Origin of the sequence: Geobacillus sp. CX412, assembly GCF_027942335.1 — a bacterium.
In the GTDB taxonomy this organism is placed as follows: domain Bacteria; phylum Bacillota; class Bacilli; order Bacillales; family Anoxybacillaceae; genus Parageobacillus_B; species Parageobacillus_B toebii.
This window is the reverse complement of the sequence record NZ_CP103461.1, coordinates 2,063,534-2,084,037: the sequence shown is the minus strand read 5'-3', so window position 1 is coordinate 2,084,037 and position 20,504 is coordinate 2,063,534. Positions and strand designations below refer to the sequence as shown.

Below are 20,504 nucleotides of genomic sequence, written 5' to 3'. Positions count from 1 at the left end.
AAAGATGAGCAAATCTGTCTGGTTAAAAGATGGGGTTTCCACATTTCCGGTTCAGCAGCCAATGGTCGGTCAGTGTGAATTTTATGAGGCGTTTAAAGAGTATTTACAAGATTTAAAGTCAGCGCCAATGGCACGAGTTTTTACATTGATTGCCAAATGGGGGATTGGTAAATCGCGTATTGCTTATGAATTAGTGAGCGAAGCGCTTGGAATTGATAAAGGATGGACGATTCGTGACCAATCAGGTCAACTGCAAAAAGTCCGGTTATTAAAGCCAGATTTCGCTGACGGCATTTTACCTATTTATATTCGCTATGAACAAATGCATGAGGATCTTCTTTATGGGGAAAACTGGGTCGGTTATGGGGCGTATGTAGCGCTAGCAAAATTAGCGGAACAACAACCTGCCCGCACGATTCAAGGTTCGATTGTGAAACATATTCAAGATCATTTTCTCCCGCTTGGTTTTTCACCAGAGAAATTGGCTGAGGCGATTGAGTTAGGGCGGCATGAAACAAATGATTTACTACAACATATTGATCAGCTTGATCAACTTGTCCAAAACGGTTTAGCTTACTTAAAGCAGTTTGGCATTGAGCATTTAATGGTTATTGTCGATGAAGTAGAATCCGAGTACGAATTATTTATGGATGGGATTCAAGAGCAAAGCGAAGAGCGGAAAAAGAAATTAGACGGTGATGCGATTAAAGTGATCACATCAGCGATTAAACATGAAGATAGCCGCACTCGCCATCCAAATGTCTCTTTCTTGTTGCTTTGTTCACCGGCAATTGGCGATCAAATTAAAGCACTCGAGGCGTTGGCCCGTCGTTTAGATAAATTAGAAATCAATCAAAACTCCTATGCAGATATTAGCGATTATGTCGCATCGTTACAACAAAGTGGAAAATTACGTAAATATCCTGCAGGTCTTGTTGAAGCAGCTTACACGATTGCCGCCGGAAACTTCGGCTGGTTAAATGTGATTATGGCCCATTGTGATCAATATCTTGAGAAGCATCCAGATAAGGAAACTGGTGAGATTTTACAAGATTTGGCTTATTCAGTGCCGCGTTTTAAAGAAAGTTTAATCGATCATTCGCAACTAGATTACATTAATACAAAGCCAGCGCATATTCCGTTTGTAAAAAAAGCGTTATTACGGCAACTGCCGTATCCGAAAGATTATTATAGTGCGGAAGAACAACAAATTTTATTATCAGCGAAACATATTGAAGGCATACCATTATTTAAAGAGTTTGTCGCTTTGCCGCTTACGAAAAATGATTTAGGTTTTTATCTTGTGAAAAACAAATATAAAGCCGAATCAGATCATTTATTCGTAAATGAAACGACAGGTGAATCATTTAGTTTAGATGTACTGTTACGGAGTCTCGAAACATTCTCGATTAATGCTCCTAAAGGGACTTTTATTGTCGGAAAGGAACGGGAAACGTTTTTAGCGCAAGTACGCATGCTTTATCCGAAAGACGAAGTCGTTGAAGCAGCGGAGCTTTTATATACGTATCTCGAGCAACGAATGAAAACAGAACTACTCGAAACATATATTGGCCCAAACTTTGCGTTCCTTGAGCGGTTAAATCGTCGCTATGCTGTCAAAACAGGTATTGCGAACTATTTATTAAATGAAGAAAAAGATCAACAACTTCAACAACATTTAAATGAGTTGGCGAAACAATATGATAAAGACGGAGAAATTCAACGTCTTCTTCTTGGTTTTACAAGAGCGATTGAGCAAGACTATCCAGAAGTGCAAACGATTCAGATAAAAGGAAATAAATGCGGGCTCCGTATAAAGGTGACAAACCATTTATATTTAGGGGTTCATCCAAAAAAAATCGTCGACATTATTTGGGCTAGCAAACTAGCTTCCTTGCACGATCTTGTTGATAGCAAATTACTAGATAGCGGAAATCACCCGATTATCATTTTAGCACCGACCGCTGATGCGGAAACAGAAATCGATGATATAAAACGAAAGTATGAGCGTCTTGGCCGTTGCTTGCTCTTTTTCCAAGTGACGAATTCGCAGAAGAAAGTATTAGAAGCGTTATCGGTTGAACGTGAGATGATGGATATCCGCAAGTCAGCTCATCAATTAACGCAGCCATTCCGCGCAAAAATTCGTGCGATTACAGATGAAATTGCAAGGGTAGCACGAACCTGGTTTGAACAGGTCGATAAAGAAGGATATGTGTTACGCCCAATCGTTTTTACGAAATCAGAGGAAGACTCTATTCCATTATTAGCAGAAGGATATGCGAAAATGATTATTCACGATGCAACAATTGCTGAACTAGGGGCAAAACAAGACGTAAAATTTACAGACAGCGAAGATTTTACTCGCTTTCAACATGCTTTAAAAGCAACGAAAGTTCCGGCTAAATTAGATAAGGAAGGTTATCGCGATACAGGCTTGTTTATTCAAAATAACGAAAATGATCAATATGAAGTGCAAATTCCAGCTACATTTGCTTCTTTAATGTCGTTTATTGGAAATCGTCGTGTAACATATAAAGAGATTGAAGAAGCGTTTTTCTTTAGTTCTGTTGATGTGATTAAACCACCAAAAATCGTTGAACAATGGATGACATTCTTGCAAGCGCTAAAAATTGTACGGATCAATAACAATCACGTTGAAAATGTCACGTCCCATATGTTAGAAGCAAAACGAGATAAAATTAAACAATGGTATGAGAAAGAATATGATCAACTAGTGGACGAATTCAAAGAAACGTTTGATCAAGCTCGCATCGAACTATTGAAACGATACAAACGCCATGGAGACTTAGAGAAAATTGATGAAGCATTACGTAAGATCGACTTAAAACTATTGCATGTTCATACAAACAATCATCTCGCTATTTGGAAAGAGCAATTAAGTTATTTGCAACAATTTCATGACGAATGTAATTTCATCTTTGATGAGGAAAAATGGAATACGCTCCAACCAAACGAGCGTAACTTCGCGAATATCACATTTGACCGGAATGATATGCCAATTTGGCAAAAGCTTAAGCTTGTGCAACAGTTCCATGAGTATGTATCAACGATTCAAAAGGATATTCTCGCAAAAATTCACGAGAAAGTAGAGGAAATGAAAAACACAAACGAGTATAAAGGTTACTATATACCAATTTCACCGTTTACGTATGTGCTTGAATTATATAAAAACGAAATTGAAAATGCGATGAATCATGTCAAATCTTCACAATTGCGAACAATGGTATCCAATAAAGAAACACTTGCGCATCATTTATCGTTAGGGAATTATAAGGAAGCGATTGACCGTTTAAATATCATTATTTCTCAAATAGGCTTAAAGAAAGTCGATCAAACAAAGGTTGAGTGGAAAGAAAGAAGCGGTATCATTGGGCGTTATTACGATTTGAAAGATAAATTTGTACAAATGGTAGACCTTTTTGTAGAATCGAAGCCGAAAGTTGAGAAATGGATTGCTTATTATGAAAATAGTAATGCTGATGTGAAAAGTGAGGTAGGGATTGCTGAGCTTTCCACACTATTTGACAAGTTAACCGTATTTTTAGAATCTGGTTTCGAAGAAGCGGTTGATGATATTTGTATTGCAAAAAAAGGAAATCCAATGACACTGATAGATGAAACGGAAAAGCTGTTGAAAGAACACAAAAACGATATGACGGATTTAAGAGCTCAAATCACAAATGTTGATAATATAACTAGGAAAAAGCGGAATCAGCTCTATGATGACTTATTAATTGATGCTGTGAACCGTCTTTTCCGCCTGCAACATAAACCGCCATACCAACCGGACTTAAGTGCACCAATTCAAGAAGCAACATACGAAGAAACAATAGAAAAAGTAGAAGCGGAAATGAAAGAATTAGAAACATATGCACATCAATTTTTTGCTGATCATGCTCAATTTGTGCAATTTGAGTTTTATAAAGAAGTTGTTGCCCGCAAAGGAGAGTTAGACTGGGCCAATTATCAAAAAGAAAAGGAAGAGCTTGAGCAAATTGGGTTAATTCGGACAAAAGTGGAGGTTCTCTAATGTCGAGCCTACAGATTTTAAAACCATTCTCAAGACGGACAGAGTATAAAATGTTGCGCGAATGGTTTGATATCGAAGAGAAAGCTGTTGGAGAGTTACGGTCAGGGGTTTGCGTTATTCCCGCTATCATTCTTTTAAAAATGTCAGAAAGCGATCGTTTAAACCTAATTCAATGGGCAAAATTCTGGGGGAACCAGTTAATGGTTTTCCCCCCGTATTTTAATTTAGATATTTCTTCATTATTGCAGATGAATGACTCGATTTCCATTAAAGAAATGAATGAATGCACATATGAAGGAATTCCGGTGCGCGAAGAAATAGCGACTAATTTAACTCCCAAAATTCAATTACCGACTAAACAAACCGTTGCCGTTGACTTTTACTACGATACAAGTAGCGGATGCATTACTATCACAACATTGCCGCTTCTTGATTACCGGTTGCTTGAGCAACGCGAAATATGCCAACGTCTATTTCAATCGTTATTGCACAGTAATGAAAGAGATACAAAAAATGAAATTAGGGAAGAAAAACAAGTGATTTTTAAGCCCGTTCATCACTATTTACTTCTTCTCTCAGCAGCCGACGTTATAGAACAACAACAGCTCGTTCCGTTAATTCAAAAGTTTTTCTATTTGGAAGTACGTGAAAATGAGGTGAAAAGTGCTTTTGCTGAGCTCGCAAATTTACATTATATCCATTCAGACGGAACCATCACTGAGAAAGGGCAACAGTATATTAAGGAAAATGGTTATCGGGCATTTGTGAGAGAAATCATAAAGCGGAGGAACGATGATGGAGAATGGTAAAATGAAACAGGACACCGTGATTGCCAATAGTCTAGTAGCGAAAATCCAGTTAGGGTTACCAAGTACTGTTACGAAATTAAGCGCGAAAATGCGTTTTATTGATCACATTGCTCCGAAGCTTCGTAACAGCGGTGTCATTCGTCCCATTGAAAAAAAATCGCCACTGACGATTCGGGTATCGGGGATTGCAACAGCAAGCAAAACAATACCCGCATTTGGTGGTATTTTATATAGTGCTGGTGCCGTTCGTCAAGATTTATATATAGAGGAAGGCTCTGTGTACGAAACATTTCAAGACAGCCTCGTTGACATTGACGAAGCCGATGATATCGATGTTACTAAAAAACTAAAATTCATTCATATTACGCAAATGTATGATTTGTTAGAAGAAATGGTGCAAGAATCTATTCCGCCGCAAATGGTAATCGTTGATACACCATTATTGTTAGAACGTTCCGATGCACCGTTAGAATCACATGAACAGTTATTGAAAGATTATGAGCAATGTAAAGAACGAATAGAACGATTTTGGTCTATGTATCAAGATAAAATGTACCCGTTTAATCCTCATGGAATTCAATTAGTCTCTCTTAGTACGAAACGGTTTGGTTCCATCTTTTACGGGCTAACAGCTGTAGAACGAGAAAAATATATCATTGACACGATTCATTTTTCTAAATTACAAGATATTGAGGAGTCTTTTTATAAGATTAAAAAAGTAGGTGTAAAAAAATTACTCCACGGTATTTTAACGCGTCGAACGAGAACGGCAGCTTATCAATATGATATTTTAACTTCGGACAATCGGCTAGAGCCGGTAAAAGTAAGAGAGCTTGGACTAATCAACTTTCATTTACGAGCCGGGATGAGAACAATGCCTTTACTTGCAGAAATGATAGGGAGTAACAAAGATTGGGATTCAAAGGCCATTAATGAATTAGCATCCTATATTGTTTCCCTTTTTACAGTGGATCAGCCAAAAGCACTTCCACTGCCGCTTTGGTATGCCGAGTACGCTCTAAAACCAATTCGAAGTGGTGCCATTCTTCATTATTTTAAAACACAGGCACGCGAAATGATTAAAAAGGAAGAAGTAGAAAATGTTTGGACCGAAGAAGTAGACTTTTTCGGGGAGGATGAATGATGAGTCAAGAAAAATATATCGGTAAACTAATTGGGAATACCGGAAACCCGAATGATTTAAAAATGGTGCTTCAAGATAGCTTTTCCGCACGTCGTGGTGAATTTGTGAAAATTTTGCATCAAGAACGTCCAGATGAAGAACCGACATATGTTCTTGGGAGGATTACCTCTATTTCTCGCAGCAATATTTTATATAACAGCGATCTTGGAGAAGGATTGAATTCGATCGAATTATTACCCGGAACACAAATGACTGGGGAGACACTATTTGCTTCCATTGACCTTGTCGGTTACAAGGAACCAGCCACAGGACAAATTCGCATTCCACGTCGCCCGTTAGATCCGGGAAGTAAAGTATATGGTGTTGATTATGAATTTCTTTCTAAGTTTTATCAATTTGATGAAAATAAAAGCATTGCGATTGGCAACTTAATCGGCTATGAACGTGGAGAAAATATTGTTCCTGTTTACTTGGACGTCAATAAATTAGTGACAGAGCATTTAGCGGTTTTGGCGATGACGGGTTCAGGAAAGTCTTATACGGTCGGTCGTATCATCGAACGACTAGTGGCGCAAATGAATGGAACCGTTGTTGTGTTTGATACGCATGGTGAGTATGGAAAGGCATTTGAAAAAGGGGATATTCATTTCAATACCAACCTTGATCATATTGAAGATGAAAAAGAGCGGGAAAGCATTTTATTTATTCAAGAACGTTTCCGTGCTTTACAAGCGGCAGGAGGCGGCATTCATGTGTATACGCCACAAATGGAAGAGTTTGATTATAAATATGCTGGTAAGAATAAACATCTCGCGTTGCAATTTGACCGTTTTGAAATGGATGATTTTGAAGAAATCTTGCCTGGTTTAACAGAACCTCAACAACGAGTACTCGATGTAGCGATTCGTTATTGGAAATACAAATACCCACATCCGCCCCGTGATATTAAAGATTTGCGTGAGTTGCTTTCAGGCGATTTAGAAGAGTTACGGAATTGGGATGAAATAACGGAAGCAGAAGCAAGAGCTTTAAGCGGCAGAAGTGCAGCGGTGGCTTCGATGAAATTGAATCGCGTCATTAACGAAGCGCGAAGCTTTTATACGAAAGCGATCGGTGAGCCAACGGATATTTATAAATTAATTGGAGAAATGAACGAAAAATATGGACGATTAATCATTATTGATTTGCAAGGATTGTCAGACGATGCAAAGCAAATTGTCACGGCTCTTGTATCCAGTGAAATTATGCGTGCAGCGGCAGATAAACAACGCCCGATTCGTCCTTGTTTCCTTGTATATGAAGAAGGTCATAACTACGCTCCAGCAGGTACACCAACGATTTCGAAAAAAATTATTAAAAAAATTGCCGCAGAAGGCCGTAAATTCGGGGTAGGTTTTGCCATCGTTTCACAACGTCCTTCGAAATTGGATGCAGATGTCACATCGCAATGCAACACGATTATTACTATGCGTCTAAAAAATCCAGATGATCAACGTTTCATTACGAAAACGTCCGATATGTTAACGAAAGCCGATATTGATGAACTCCCGTCTTTATCTACAGGAGAAGCGTTAATTACGGGGCGTTCGATTCCAGCTCCACTATTAGTGAAAGTTGGAACAAAAGCGTTAGTTCATGGTGGTCAATCTCCGGAAGTTGTCAAAGAATGGGGCGTATTCGGTGGATAAAGAGCAATTAAAGGCAATAATTATTGAAGAATTTAAGACTGGAAAAATTCGTAATTCACTTTTTCCGATGCTTTCCGTTCATGGTATTCGAGATTATTCCGAAACTGTTCATTCTGCAGGACTGAATTATATTACGGAAATCGGCAGACATATTCAAGGAATAACAGCTTTATCTGAATGCCCTGTTTATCCAATTAACCAACAATATGGTCATAGCATTACTCGAGAAGTTCGGCCGGATTCTGTATGGTATCGTCAACAAGACGTAAAGCCCATTCTTGTTTCAGAGTTTGAACGATTTGAAAATTCAAAGGGCAAGCATGATAAACTAAGAGAGAAGATTGAAAATTTATTATTAGCATATCATCAACTTGGTGGCGATTTACCATTGATTCTTTTTGTCTACTGGTCTTACAGCGGGACTATTCCGAAAAATATCGATAAATACATTAGTATTTTTGATGAAGGGTTTACGTTACCTAACGGTCGCTTTATTCCAGGGATTAATTCGTTTGTTACCGATTATCTCGTTTTTCAAGCAGTAGCAAGCGGAACGAAGGAAAATCTCACCATAAATGAATGGATTCAAGTGAGGTAACAATTATGGTGCGTAAGCGTTATTCCATTCAACCAAAAAAGGATATGAATATCGGGGATAAATATATTTTGCAAGAAATGATAGGAGAAGGGTCATACGGATATGTATGGAAAGCCATTCGCTGTGAAGACGAAGAAATCGTCGCGTTAAAAATCCCAAAAAGTCAAGAACGTGGTGACGCAGCATTAGAGGAAGGAAAACGTTTTATTGGCGTTTTCCATGAAAATATTATCAATATTTATTGGATGGGAAGAGTAGACGGTTATTTTATCATTGAAATGGAACTGTTTGATGGGAAGCCCCTCTCACAAGAGTTAAGTGAAGAGGGAATCAGTCATCCACGGACATTTCAAAAAATGTTTGATATTTTTGATCAAGTACTAAATGGTGTTGAATTTATGCACTCCCTACGCATAGCGCATGGAGATATCAAACCTGACAATATTTTAATAAATGAAACTACTGTAAAATTAACGGACTTTGGAACGAGTCGATTGATTGAAGATGTTTTCGTAAAAACAATTGATGGTGCAGGAACATTTGCTTATATTGCTCCTGAAGTTCTCCATTCGCAAACGCGATATTTAAATTCTGACATTTATTCTTTAGGGGTTTTGCTATATCAATTGTTAACAGGAAGAACCCCACATGACACATATTTTAACGTGATTCATAACGTTCCTTTTCCAAAACCAAGAGAATTGAACGATAGTATTACACCTTCGATGGAAAAGGTAATCATGAAGGCGTTAGAGAGAAATCCGGAAATACGATATCAGTCGGTTACCGATTTCCGCGCCGAATTTAAAAAAGCGGTAGAGGAACATTTCAAACAGCAACAAGTTGAAAAGTTTATTCCTCGTGCAACATTAGCAAACAAACAAGATCCGTTAGAATTAGCAATGTTGAATTGTAAACTCAAAAAATTTACATTAGCGGAAAAAATTTTGACGACAGAAATTACAAATGGAAATACAATGCCAGAAATCTTATTGCAACTGGCATACGTATATTACAAAACAGACCGATTATTTGAGGCATTGCGGCAAATTGAAAATATTGAAGAAATTACAATTGAGGATATACGCAAAGCAAGTTTTGCTACAGCTGTAAAAAATCTAAAAGCAAGAATTTTCTTAGCAATGAAAAAGTACGAGGAAGCGCTACGCTTATATGAAGAATTGTATCAAAAAGAACCAGGAAATTTAGATTATCGTTATAAATTAGCACTATGTTATGGGGTGTGCGGACAGGAAGAAAAAAGTATTCAAATTCTAGAACAAATTAATCGAGAGACTCCAGGAATTTGGGCTGTTGTGAAAAAACTTGGTCAAGCGTACGACCAAAAAAAGGATTACGAACGGGCAAGAGCCTATTTCAAATATGCTTTAAAACTAAGGCCAGATGATGAGTACGTAAAGCAGAAGTTGGCTCTTTATGAGTATTATTTGTAATTCAATGATAATTAGAGAATAAAGTAAGCCAATTAATCCCGTAGCACTATAGTGTGATACGGGATAATTTTGTGGATTTTACTTAATTTTTATGATGTTGTTTGCGAACAGTACCTGTCACTGTTCGCAATACGAACCACATTTGGTGCCTACGTTTTATTTCCTTGGCAAGATGAAGACAGCTATCAAGAACACAAGTTTTATAAAAGTATCAATGAAGTTAATATCGATGGATTGCCGCTTTTACCCAATGCCAGAAGCTTAGTAGAACAATTGATCGAACGACTGATTGAAAAAATCCCGAAGAATTACAAAAAAGAAGGAATCCTACCAAGAGGAACTATGGAAGAGTGTCGATCTTCTCTTGAGGAAAAAGTTCTTGTCGGTATGGTCCCGAGAAAAGAAAACTATTGGCGCATCTTCAACATCGTTTTACTATAATCCCTGTAAAACGTCTTAACAAAGGTTGGCAAGAAGCAATATACATTGCCCTTTATCCGAAGAAAGGAGCTGTACCAACAAACAGCGTGACATGCTACGGAAAAATCACCGATATCAAATTTGTCAAAAGATATGAAATCACTGAATTACCAAAAAACAGCGCAGAAGAATATGTCAAATTTGAAGTAGAAAGCTGGAGGTTTTTAAAAGAAATTGTAAAATCCGTTGGCTATGGTATCTCCGTCTATACTATGACAACCTTAAACGCCTTAAAAGAAGCGAAAGATTGCCGGAACTATTTATGAAATCGAAAGAAGAAGTCACCTTGTGGAGAACGCTGCGAAGACTCTCTGATCGAATCCGTTTTGATTTAGGTGACAGATACTAGAACAAAGCATCGAAAATAAAAGCGTATCGAATCAAAGATATCTTCCTTCATCTTGACCATGATCAAAATATCTTGAATATTACGAAAGGTAATGTAAAGCAAAACTCTGAAACTTGAGGATCTACATAAACAGCTGTCGATGGTATTTAAGGAAAATTTGAAGATGTTGGAGGGGGCTAGGTTATTGGAAGAAACCTGGTCCTTTTTCATGGATCCTTTGCCGCATTTGAAAAAGCTACCTTTCTAAGAACTATTCTCTTTCATTACTTTTTCAAGTCCTATTTTTACTATTCTTGAATGCTATTTTCTTTCAACAGGGGGAACTTTTATAGGAATATGTATTAAACATTCGTTGCAATCTTCGTTTTCGTACGATGAAAAGTAAGACAAGATAAATGGTTAGAAATTTTGGCTAAACAAATATTTTCGACATAATTCGACTGAAAGAAATATAAATTTTGATATATTTATTGTCAGATATAACATTATTCTTCATTTTTAGCAGAATGAAATAGAAGGGGATTTGTATGCAGGAACAACACCTTTTTTATTTTTTAGAAAAGGATTTAAAAGTCTTAGCTGATTTAGGTGAAGAAATTGAACAAAGTCTTTTTGCTGATCCTCATTCTGTCTTAATAAAGGCACGTCTGTTTTGTGAACAAATTATAAAAGTAGTGTATCAAAATGAAAAATTAAACGAAGTGTATGAGTTAAAACATGTTGAGCGCTTGCATAAATTATTACGTGAAGGGATTATAACTGAGGAAATTCATGAGAAATTTGAATGGATCCGTAAAGAAGGGAATAAGGCAGCGCATGAACCTCAATATGGATCTGTAGAAGATTCATTAAGAGCACATAGGTATATATATGATATTGCTGTTTGGTATATGGAACTTTACGGTGATGTTACATTTACACCTCCATCATATCGAATTCCAAAATTAAAACAGTCACATTCTATTGACAAAACAGAATTGGGTAATTTGATTAATCAAACGATTCAAAAAACATTAGGATATACTTTTGAAGAGAAATTTAAATCACTTCAAGATGAATTGAAGCGTTTAAAGGAACAAGAAATAAATAAGATAGAATCAAATGATTCATTATACAAAAATGATAAGGCTAATCATTCTTCTTTCCGTCTGATTGAATACTTACGCAGCAAGGGATTAGAGGTAATTGATAAACGTGCTTCAGGTGGAACAATTTGGGTTGTTGGTGGTTGGGAATTAAATGAAGTTTTGTTTCCTTTAAAAGAACAAAAGATATATTTTCGCTTTACCCAAAATGGAAGCCGATCCACGAAAAGAAGACCAGCTTGGTATTTGTTGGGTAAATACGAAGGGGAGAGAGAGGATCTATCGAATGAGAAAAAAGATACGATTCCAAATGTCGAAAATGTAATTTCAAAAGAACAAGATAATACAGTAATAATCGATAATAAGGTGTTTCTTTCCATCACAAAAGAAAAGCCTGTTTATCATAAGGTAAATGAAAGTCAACTTTATATCCCAAACCATTTATTACATGTTGAATTGAACTTATATTCGAATACTCAACTTTCTCATTTTGCTGATGTATTTGGTATTAAATATTTTTGTGAAATAACGGATGATCATTTAAGACAGTATTATCAACAACATCAAGAAAATTTTTATAGGTTGTTAATTCAATTTTCATTTGTTGGAGTAAAATTTTCTGGTAATTTACAAAAATTAGCAAACATTGAGGTTAACGAAGATTTAGGGTTCGTTGAAGTAAAGGATTTAACCAATACAGTCGAATTAAAAGAAATTTTCCCGCCACACATCCGAAATATTCTTTATAGGTTCGGAATACAGAATGTTCAACAATTACATGGAGTACCTGTTTCTATGCTGAAATGGATATTTGACAATTTATTTGAGGAAGTATTGTCAATTTTAAAAAAATATGCTGAAAAAAAGTTAGAGAACAAACAAGTATCAACGGTAAGTTCTGTCAAAGGGACAATTGAACCAAAAAGGATTTCTCTTAAAAATGAATCTATTATTATTCCTATCGAACGATTAATGGATCCTATAAAACCGGGAGATTTTCCAGGTTGTAATACCCTTGTAAGAGGATTACTAAACAATAATGTCAAGCAATTGAAGGATTTACCAAATAGGCTGGATGAACTCCATCTAAATCTTAAACATGTTGGTCCAGGAGCTGTTAAGAAGTTTTGGAATCATTTAGTGAACCGTCTTAATATTAGCCCGATTGCTGTGACACAACGTGAACATGTCAAACAAGGTGAACAAATATTATTTGATGGGGAAATTTTGGATATTCCGGCTTTTGTTCGTTCAAAACCAATTGATAAAGATTGGTTTGTTTCCATTGATTCATTGTTAAATAGCTTGGAGGAACAGAAAATTCAAACGTATGAACAAATACCAGCACGATTAGAAGAATTACTGTCGATTCAAGGTGTCGGCCGTTCAAAAGTTGAAAAATTTTTTCACCAATTAAAATTATTATTTGACCATTTGATAGAGGAAGAAAAAAGGCAAAGTGTCATTCAAAAGATGACGAAAGAAGAACAAATTACTTATTTCTTTTCTGAGTTTCAAGGTCGTTTAGAGAAAGTTTTACAAAATCCAGAAATGAGAAAGGAATATAAACTAAATGAACGCGCAATTGAACTCTTCCAACTCAAACATCAAGAACTATTGAACGGTAAGTATTTAACTCTCGAAGAGTTGGGGAATCGATACGATGTGACGAGGGAACGAATTAGACAAATTCTTAAAACATTCCTCACTAGAATATTTCCAATAGGAAAGGAATGGATAGAGCTTTTAAATGAACTAGTAAAAGAGCATAAGGTCATCTACAATACGATTATCGATCAGCAACAATTTACGCACTTTTTAGCAGTAGAATTAGTTGAGCAATACGATATTAAACTTATCTATGAGGGTCGTATTTTTACAAACTTACAAAGACATGAAGTGGCAGAACTTGAGCAGCAAATAAAACAAGAGTTAGTAAAGAAATATAAAGGGAAATTAATAACGAAAGATGACTTAACAGAATTTATAACAAAACAGCAGATGCCTAAATTTTTTGTTGAGTTTGTCATTTTTGAAAACGTGATCGAAACACCTAACGGTCACTACATCTTAAACAGCTACACGAAGGCGGATATTGTGGAAATGGTTTTAAAACAGTATCCACTAGGAGTCGAAGTCTATAAAAACGCTGACGAACTTTGCAAACAAGGAAATGCTATAGTACCTGGAACTTTTGATAATGAACGAGAGTTTACTTCTGTCCTTGGAAGGGAAGAATTTACTGATATTGCTTACCTGTGGGGAAGAGGTGTGTATATTCACCACTCATTTGTTCAAGTAAATCAAGATTTATTAAATAAAATTGCTAAGCACATTACACAATTACTTGAAACACGTGATATAATTTCCATCGGAAAAATCTATCAGTCATTTGAGGAAGAATTAAAAGAAAACCATGTACCAAATGAGTATGCATTATACTTCTTGTTACGGAAATTCACAAAAGAATCGATCAGTTTTCCGAAATTCCCTCGTGTAACAAGAGAGGGAGAGGATTTTAAAAACAATTCGGATATGATTAAAGATTTCATCCGTAAAACGGGGCAAAAGGTATCTTTTGAGCAATTGAAGGAAGAATTTATCATCCAACGAGGATGGAAACGTTTTACATTAGAGTGGAATTTATCGAATGACCCCGAGATATTGAAAGCCGACTGGGGTGTATATACACTTTCAGAGTTTTATCAATCCCTTTCACACGAGGACTTACAGCCTATTATAGAAAAGGTAAAATCAAAGCTTAAACATTCTCCTTTTATTCAAGTTCATGGTGTGTTCCATGAATTAGAATCGTATTGTAAAGGGTTGGGAATTGATTCTTACAGGTTATTATATGATTTGTTGAGAGAACGATATAATGATTTATTCCGTTTCCCGCGTTTCCCACATATTCTAAGATTGGATGCGGAATTCGATTCGATTTCGATGGACTCCATTATAGAGGATTATATTCTCGAACAAGGTCGTGAAGTTTCTCGTGAGGAAGTTTTACAGTGGATAACGGAAGAGATTGGTGGACGAAGTAATATTCTAGATAACATCTTGTCTCATTCAGATAATATTTTTTACTATACACGAGGACAGTATGGAGAATATATTCACAAGAATGTTTTAGGCTGGAATGAAGAAAAACAAAAAGAGCTTCGTCATTTGGTCTTAAAGAAATTTGAAACTATTCAAGATCGACCATTTATGCTTGTGAAAGAGTGTTTTGACGAAAAATCATTACCGAAGTTAGAGATTGATTTGCCATGGACAATCGATTTATTGATCGACTGCTTGAAACGTGATCCAGAATTTCTTTTGCTAGGTTCGATGAATACAATTATTCTTCTTAGCTCAAATGCACAAGGTATTAGAACCAACACGGATTTTGTCGCATACGTAATAGCACAAAAATATGAAGGTGCTGTAAAACTAAATGAATTAAGAAAACGATTAAAAGAGTATCAGTATTCAAGTGATGGGGAATTATTATTTGAAACTCTTCAAGATATGGAAGAGGGCAAAGCACCTTTCGTACGTGTTGGAGATGAATTAATTTTAAAAGCAATACTTTCTGAAATAGGTGATCATGTTGAATAAAAATAATAACTATTTAGTAGAAAAGATAAAGGAATTTGTTCAGGATAAGGATGAGTTTACAAAATCACTAATTTTGAAGACATTTGAACTTGTTCAAGAACGTAATCTCTCCGTTGAAGCTCTTGCAAAAAAAGTAGATCGAGAGATTGATCGTATGCTTCGATCTAGTCAAAAAGGAGAAGATGAGCGTTGATTATCAATAGACTAATATTGCACAACTTTCGTCAATTTTATGGGACACAAATATTAGAATTTGGAAATCAATTGAATAATCAGCTTGTTACCATTATATTAGGAGAAAACGGAAGAGGGAAAACGGGCGTTTATAGAGCGATTTTATTCGCGCTGTATGGAGACTTACTATTAGAACAAGACTCAAGTGATTCAGAGGTCATATTAACAAATATAAAAGCGCTCCAAGAAGACTATAATAATGAACATAAAGGAGTTGTTTGTAAAGTCTCGCTAGATTTTCATCATGAACGTGAACATTTTTTAATTGAACGTTCTATTTATTCGATTATGGAAAATAACGGAAAAGTAATTGAACGCCTACAAGATGTAAAACTCTATCATTATGAACAAGAAAAAACGATTCATGATGAAGAACAAATTAACCAAATGATTAACAAAATGTTAGATGCTCGTGTGAAAAACTATTTTTTCTTTGATGGTGAAAGAATTGAGCGACTCACAAGAGCATCATTGCAACAGCGAAATGAGATAGCAACAGGTATTAAGAATTTGTTAAAAATCGATCATTTGCTAAAAACGAAAGATGTTTTGGTTCATGTTCAAAAACAAATAACGAAAGAGTTACAAAAGCATTCGACAGGAGAGTATCAAAAAAAGTTAAAAGAAAAATTGCGACTCGATGAGGAACTAGAAAAAAACCGTAAAGAAAAATCACAGCTGTTTCAGCAGCTCTCATCGGTGGAAGCGTCAATTTTAAACATTGACGAAAAGCTAAACATGTTTCAAGAAAAAATTGATGAAATTGGAAAAAGAAAAGAACTGGAAAATCGTTATGAAAAAGTTCAGCAAGAATATGGATATGCCTTTCAAAGATTGCAGGAATTTAACTCAACGCTGCAACTAATGCTGTCAAAAGATTCTCTGTATGCTGTAAAATCACAGATTGATATTTTATTAGGTGAAGAGTCAGAAAAATCTTTCGTAAGTCTCGAACTCATTGAACAAATTTTACGAGATTTTACTTGTATCTGTGGGACGACTTTTACAGAAGGATCTAAAGAATATGACGCATTAAAAGGATTACAGCGAGCGGTTGAGTATAAATTAGAGAAGGCTGATTACCTTGATCTCAAAGCAAATATTATGAAACTTATTGGTTTCTTAGAAGATAAAGATAAGCATCTCCAATATTTATTGGAAAGTGTTAACCAAAAAGAGCAGGAATTAGAAGAAATAAGAAGCCAAATTGAATATATCAATCAACGATTAAAAGATACGAAAATTGAAGATTTAGACCAAATCAATGCACAGCGTGAACAACTTGTTCAACAAAAAATAGAAATAGGTGTTCAAATCCGTCAGTTAGATGAAGACTATGAAACTCTTCAAGCGAAGCGAGAACAAAATAACCTTGCGCTTCGCGACTTGAAAGTAAAAAGCGGGGTTCACCAACAATTAATACGAAAACAGGAAGAAGTAACGAAAGCGATTGAAGCAATAGATGAATTAATCCAACAATTCGAAAAAGATGTCATTTCTGACCTTGAGATTGCATCAACACAAAATTTACATTATCTACTAGATGATAGCGGCCGAATGAATATTAAGCAAGTGAAAGTGTTACAAGATTATTCATTAGAGGTGGTCAATCATTTTGGTCAACCATTCTTAGCGAACATATCACAAGGACAACGTCAAGTACTTTCATTAAGTTTTATAACAGCGTTAGCACAAGTTGCAGGTGGAACAGAAACTTTAGAAATGCCTTTATTCATGGATACACCATTCGGACGATTATCCGGAAAACATCAAATGAATCTTTTAGACTTTATTCCAAAGGTTTGCTCTCAATGGATCTTATTAGTAACGGACAAAGAATTTGGTGAAAATGAAAAACGTTGTTTCCTAGAGCAAGGACAAGTTGGAAAGTTTTATATTTTAGAGAGTGTTGAACCAGGGGTTACTCAAATAGTTGAACGTTCTTTGGAATGATGAGTGTAACAGTGTAGGAGGAAAGAAGCATGAGTGGACAAATCTCTTCTTTACGTGTGAGGGTAAGAAAAGAGTACTTACCATTTTACAAAGATTTATTAAAACGAAAAATTTTTAAGGAACATAATGAATTTTTTACTTTTTGTTGCACAGTAGGGAGAGATTTGTTTGAAAAAGAAAACAAGCTATCTCTAGTAGAGCTGTGCCAAGCTTATACGTTTAGTGAATATCAAAAAACAGTATTAAAATGTTTAGCTTACGAAAAAACAAAACAAATTCTTGATGGAAAAGAGCTGTTCTTAAAGGCAGAACAATTGGCTGACCTCGGATTTACGTATTTAATTGAAAATGTGCTAAAAGACTTTGTACTAATTAACGAACAAGGAGAAGTCAGTTTAAATCCAGGAAAAGAGATGGATGTTCAACTCGCCTTATCAAGATTTGTAAGCCAAAAATTTGTGACAGTTCCATTTTAAAATGAAAGCTAGTATAGATTTGTTGGCCTTTCTATGTAGTTATATTTTAGAAAATAAGGGGGCTAAGTCAATTGATGCGGTACCGTCAAGAATTTTGTGTAATGTAAATGGGGTAGGGTTTCTCTGAAATGGATTTGAATTGATAGGGGACTGATTTTCTCCACACAGGAGACTGAATATTCAGTCTCTTGTGTGGAAAGGGAGAATCCCCTTATCGTATTGGTTTGATATTTACATTATTTGGTTAATTGTAACGTTCTTCAAATATTCGCTCGAGGGCTTCCTGTGCTTCGGCAAATCCTCTTAACTTTCGCCCTGCCCATTTCTCATTAAAATCTTGAATGGTCAAATACACGATTTTTTCAGCGGCTTCTAAACTATTCAAACTGTTCATCGGTTTTAGGCGTTTCCGAATCTCCTTGATCGTTCGTTCGATGGCATTCGTCGTGTAAATCACACTTCGAATACTGCTTGGATAATCCATAAATGTAAGGAGGACATCCAACTCATTGGCCCAAGATTGAACTTCTCTCGGATACTTGCTGGACCATTTCGACTCAAACTGTTGAAACATTTGTAACGCCATCTCCTTATTCGGCGCGCGATAAATCAGCTTGAGATCCTCGGCCACTTCGAATTGGTCTTTTTTCCGAACACGGCTGAGGGTGTTGCGGACTTTGTGAACGACACAGCGCTGCACATCGGCTTTCGGATACACCGCCTTAAAGGCTTCCTCCAGCCCCGGTAGTCCATCGAATACGCCCAGAAGCACTTCCTTGACGCCTCTTTTGTAGAGCTGTTGGAGAATCTCCCGCCATCCATAGGCGCTTTCTTGTCCTCCCACGAAGAAATCCAGAATTTCGCGATACCCTTCTTCATTCACTCCTAACACCACATAAATGACTTCTTTCTCTACCGTATCGCGGCGAAGTTTCACGTACAAGCCGTCCAAATATAAGACAGAATAACGTTTGGATAGTGGACGATGGTGCCATTTCTCGATGTCTTCTTTCACGACATCGGTAATCCGGCTGATCGTCGCTGGAGAATAAGCATTTCCTAGAATTCGTTCAATAAACTTGCCAATTTCCCGTGTACTCATGCCACTTTGATACATCCTAATGATGGCTTCCTCCAGCCAGCCGTGTGGCGTTGGTAAGGAGCGAACAATTGGGTTTGAAATTCTCCGTTTCGGTCTCTAGGGACCAAAAGACCTTCAATCCGGCCATATTGCGTATCTAGATTTCGTTGATAGTAGCCGTTTCTCCTATTTGATGTTCCGGCCTGTTCTATTTCGAGGAAATTCTTGATTTCTTCCCGCATGATCAGTTCTAATTTTTCCTTTACAAACTGACGAATGACATTTTCCAGTTGATTTGCCCAGTCGACATTCGGTATACTTCTTTTAGACATAGGTAGGGTACTCCTTTCTCTAAGATTTTTGGTCCAATCAGAGAATACCCTACCTTTTTTCTTTTGGTCTAGCAAAATGCTTTACACAAAATTTTATACATCATCATTGATGCCCCCTATAAATATTACGGATAAATTATGAATGCTTGATGATTAATAGTTCTTCCAAAGAAGTTCTTTTAATTTATTGAAAAATTCTTTAGCTAACGAAGTCTATTGAGCGAAAAGAGAATCTTGTTTTGTATGGAGGAATAAGTACGGGTAAGACGCATTAGTGACAGCAATTGGTGTAGATCCCTATAACCAAGGGAAAAGTGAAATTTTATCCGAAGCGATTGAAATCATCTCTATTTGGATTTGAATTCTGCAACCCAAGCGCCAATGAAATTAGTATATTACACCAAAGTGTTTCGAAGCACAACTATGGCAAGTGCTTTTATCAAACCGATGTTCTGCTGCTACTCTTTTTCCGCAAAACTGGCATTTTCGATATTGCCTTTTTCTTGAGTTTATGGTCTTCATCAGTAACTCAAATATTTTCTCTTTCATTTCTTCTTCCCCAAGACTTCTTAAACTATCGAGCGGAGTTGAGTATTTTGGATAAATAGAGGGATAAGGAGCGGGCATGTATCCATCCCATTGAGTCGCTTCAAACCCGAATTCCATTTCCTCTGTTGTTTTACGTACATAAACTTCAATTTCCGGGTCATATTCAGGATTGTCGAGTTTGAAATAAAGGGTTGTTTTATAAACTGGATCTGAGTCGTACTGGAAAAAGCTGAATTGTTCATTAATCCATTTCAAAACCTTATCTTTTGTGTTATGCTTCATGTTCCACTCCCCAAGTCAATTTATTTTTGTATATATAACTTTACTTAAGCAAATTCGTTAAAATTTACAAATAAACAAAAAACGAGTATTTATTCAGCAAATCAAGAATGTTATTATGTTCACGAAAGAAAAAGATACTCTGTCGAGAAACAAAGATAATTACTAATCGGAGTAGCATCTGAAGAAGCGTTACAATATGAAATTGAAAGCATTAGTAGCATCTATAGCTCATTATATGGTGGGTTTATTGATTTGGTCCAAAAATTTGAATTAGAAGCATTGGAGCAATTTTTTAAATCGAAAAGATGTAATCTTGTAATATGTTTTGAA

13 protein-coding genes and 1 pseudogene are annotated in these 20,504 nt (G+C 36.2%); 12 read left to right on the top strand and 2 right to left on the bottom strand.

Annotated features, from left to right (window positions below; all coding sequences use genetic code 11):
* The first annotated feature begins 4 nt into the window (after positions 1-4).
* From NXM86_RS10900 to NXM86_RS10845, 12 genes are all read left to right on the top strand, one after another.
* Positions 5-4,054: a hypothetical protein gene (locus NXM86_RS10900; RefSeq protein WP_089097417.1), complete on the top strand. Its 4,050-nt coding sequence runs from the start codon at positions 5-7 to the stop codon at positions 4,052-4,054.
* Positions 4,054-4,863, top strand: coding sequence for a hypothetical protein (locus NXM86_RS10895; RefSeq protein WP_089097418.1), 810 nt, complete (start codon positions 4,054-4,056; stop codon positions 4,861-4,863). Before NXM86_RS10900 ends, NXM86_RS10895 begins: the two co-directional genes overlap by 1 nt.
* A 1-nt stretch (position 4,864) precedes the next feature.
* Positions 4,865-6,007 carry a hypothetical protein gene (locus NXM86_RS10890; protein WP_089097498.1) on the top strand — a complete coding sequence of 381 codons (1,143 nt, stop codon included), beginning with the start codon at positions 4,865-4,867 and terminating at the stop codon, positions 6,005-6,007.
* The gene (locus NXM86_RS10885; RefSeq protein ID WP_216368293.1) at positions 6,004-7,695 is read left to right on the top strand and encodes an ATP-binding protein; all 1,692 of its coding nucleotides are present in this window, start codon (positions 6,004-6,006) and stop codon (positions 7,693-7,695) included. Before NXM86_RS10890 ends, NXM86_RS10885 begins: the two co-directional genes overlap by 4 nt.
* A complete protein-coding gene (locus NXM86_RS10880) occupies positions 7,688-8,293 on the top strand; it encodes a hypothetical protein (RefSeq protein ID WP_089097419.1) in 606 nt (201 codons plus the stop codon). Before NXM86_RS10885 ends, NXM86_RS10880 begins: the two co-directional genes overlap by 8 nt.
* Positions 8,294-8,298: 5 nt before the next feature.
* Complete coding sequence (locus NXM86_RS10875; protein WP_089097420.1) at positions 8,299-9,747, top strand: protein kinase domain-containing protein; 1,449 nt, start codon at positions 8,299-8,301, stop codon at positions 9,745-9,747.
* Between the two features lie 69 nt (positions 9,748-9,816).
* On the top strand, positions 9,817-10,188 hold the full coding sequence (locus NXM86_RS10870) for a hypothetical protein (RefSeq protein ID WP_044746809.1): 372 nt from the start codon (positions 9,817-9,819) through the stop codon (positions 10,186-10,188).
* Positions 10,158-10,493, top strand: a complete 336-nt coding sequence (locus NXM86_RS10865; RefSeq protein WP_245842337.1) for a DUF8743 domain-containing protein — start codon at positions 10,158-10,160, stop codon at positions 10,491-10,493. Before NXM86_RS10870 ends, NXM86_RS10865 begins: the two co-directional genes overlap by 31 nt.
* Before the next feature lie 610 nt (positions 10,494-11,103).
* Positions 11,104-15,267, top strand: a complete 4,164-nt coding sequence (locus tag NXM86_RS10860) for a DUF4145 domain-containing protein (protein WP_089097421.1) — start codon at positions 11,104-11,106, stop codon at positions 15,265-15,267.
* Positions 15,257-15,460: a hypothetical protein gene (locus NXM86_RS10855; RefSeq protein ID WP_171698875.1), complete on the top strand. Its 204-nt coding sequence runs from the start codon at positions 15,257-15,259 to the stop codon at positions 15,458-15,460. Before NXM86_RS10860 ends, NXM86_RS10855 begins: the two co-directional genes overlap by 11 nt.
* On the top strand, positions 15,457-17,454 hold the full coding sequence (locus NXM86_RS10850) for an AAA family ATPase (RefSeq protein WP_089097423.1): 1,998 nt from the start codon (positions 15,457-15,459) through the stop codon (positions 17,452-17,454). The genes NXM86_RS10855 and NXM86_RS10850 overlap by 4 nt, the downstream gene beginning before the upstream one ends.
* A gap of 29 nt (positions 17,455-17,483) precedes the next feature.
* Positions 17,484-17,930 (top strand): hypothetical protein, encoded by a 447-nt coding sequence (locus NXM86_RS10845; protein WP_089097424.1) that lies wholly within the window; start codon positions 17,484-17,486, stop codon positions 17,928-17,930.
* A 244-nt stretch (positions 17,931-18,174) separates the two neighbouring features.
* Here NXM86_RS10845 and NXM86_RS10840 read toward each other — a convergent pair.
* Both NXM86_RS10840 and NXM86_RS10835 read right to left on the bottom strand, forming a co-directional pair.
* Positions 18,175-19,343: pseudogene (locus tag NXM86_RS10840) on the bottom strand (IS256 family transposase).
* Between the two features lie 387 nt (positions 19,344-19,730).
* Positions 19,731-20,174 (bottom strand): hypothetical protein, encoded by a 444-nt coding sequence (locus NXM86_RS10835; protein ID WP_089097389.1) that lies wholly within the window; start codon positions 20,172-20,174, stop codon positions 19,731-19,733.
* Positions 20,175-20,504: the final 330 nt, after the last annotated feature.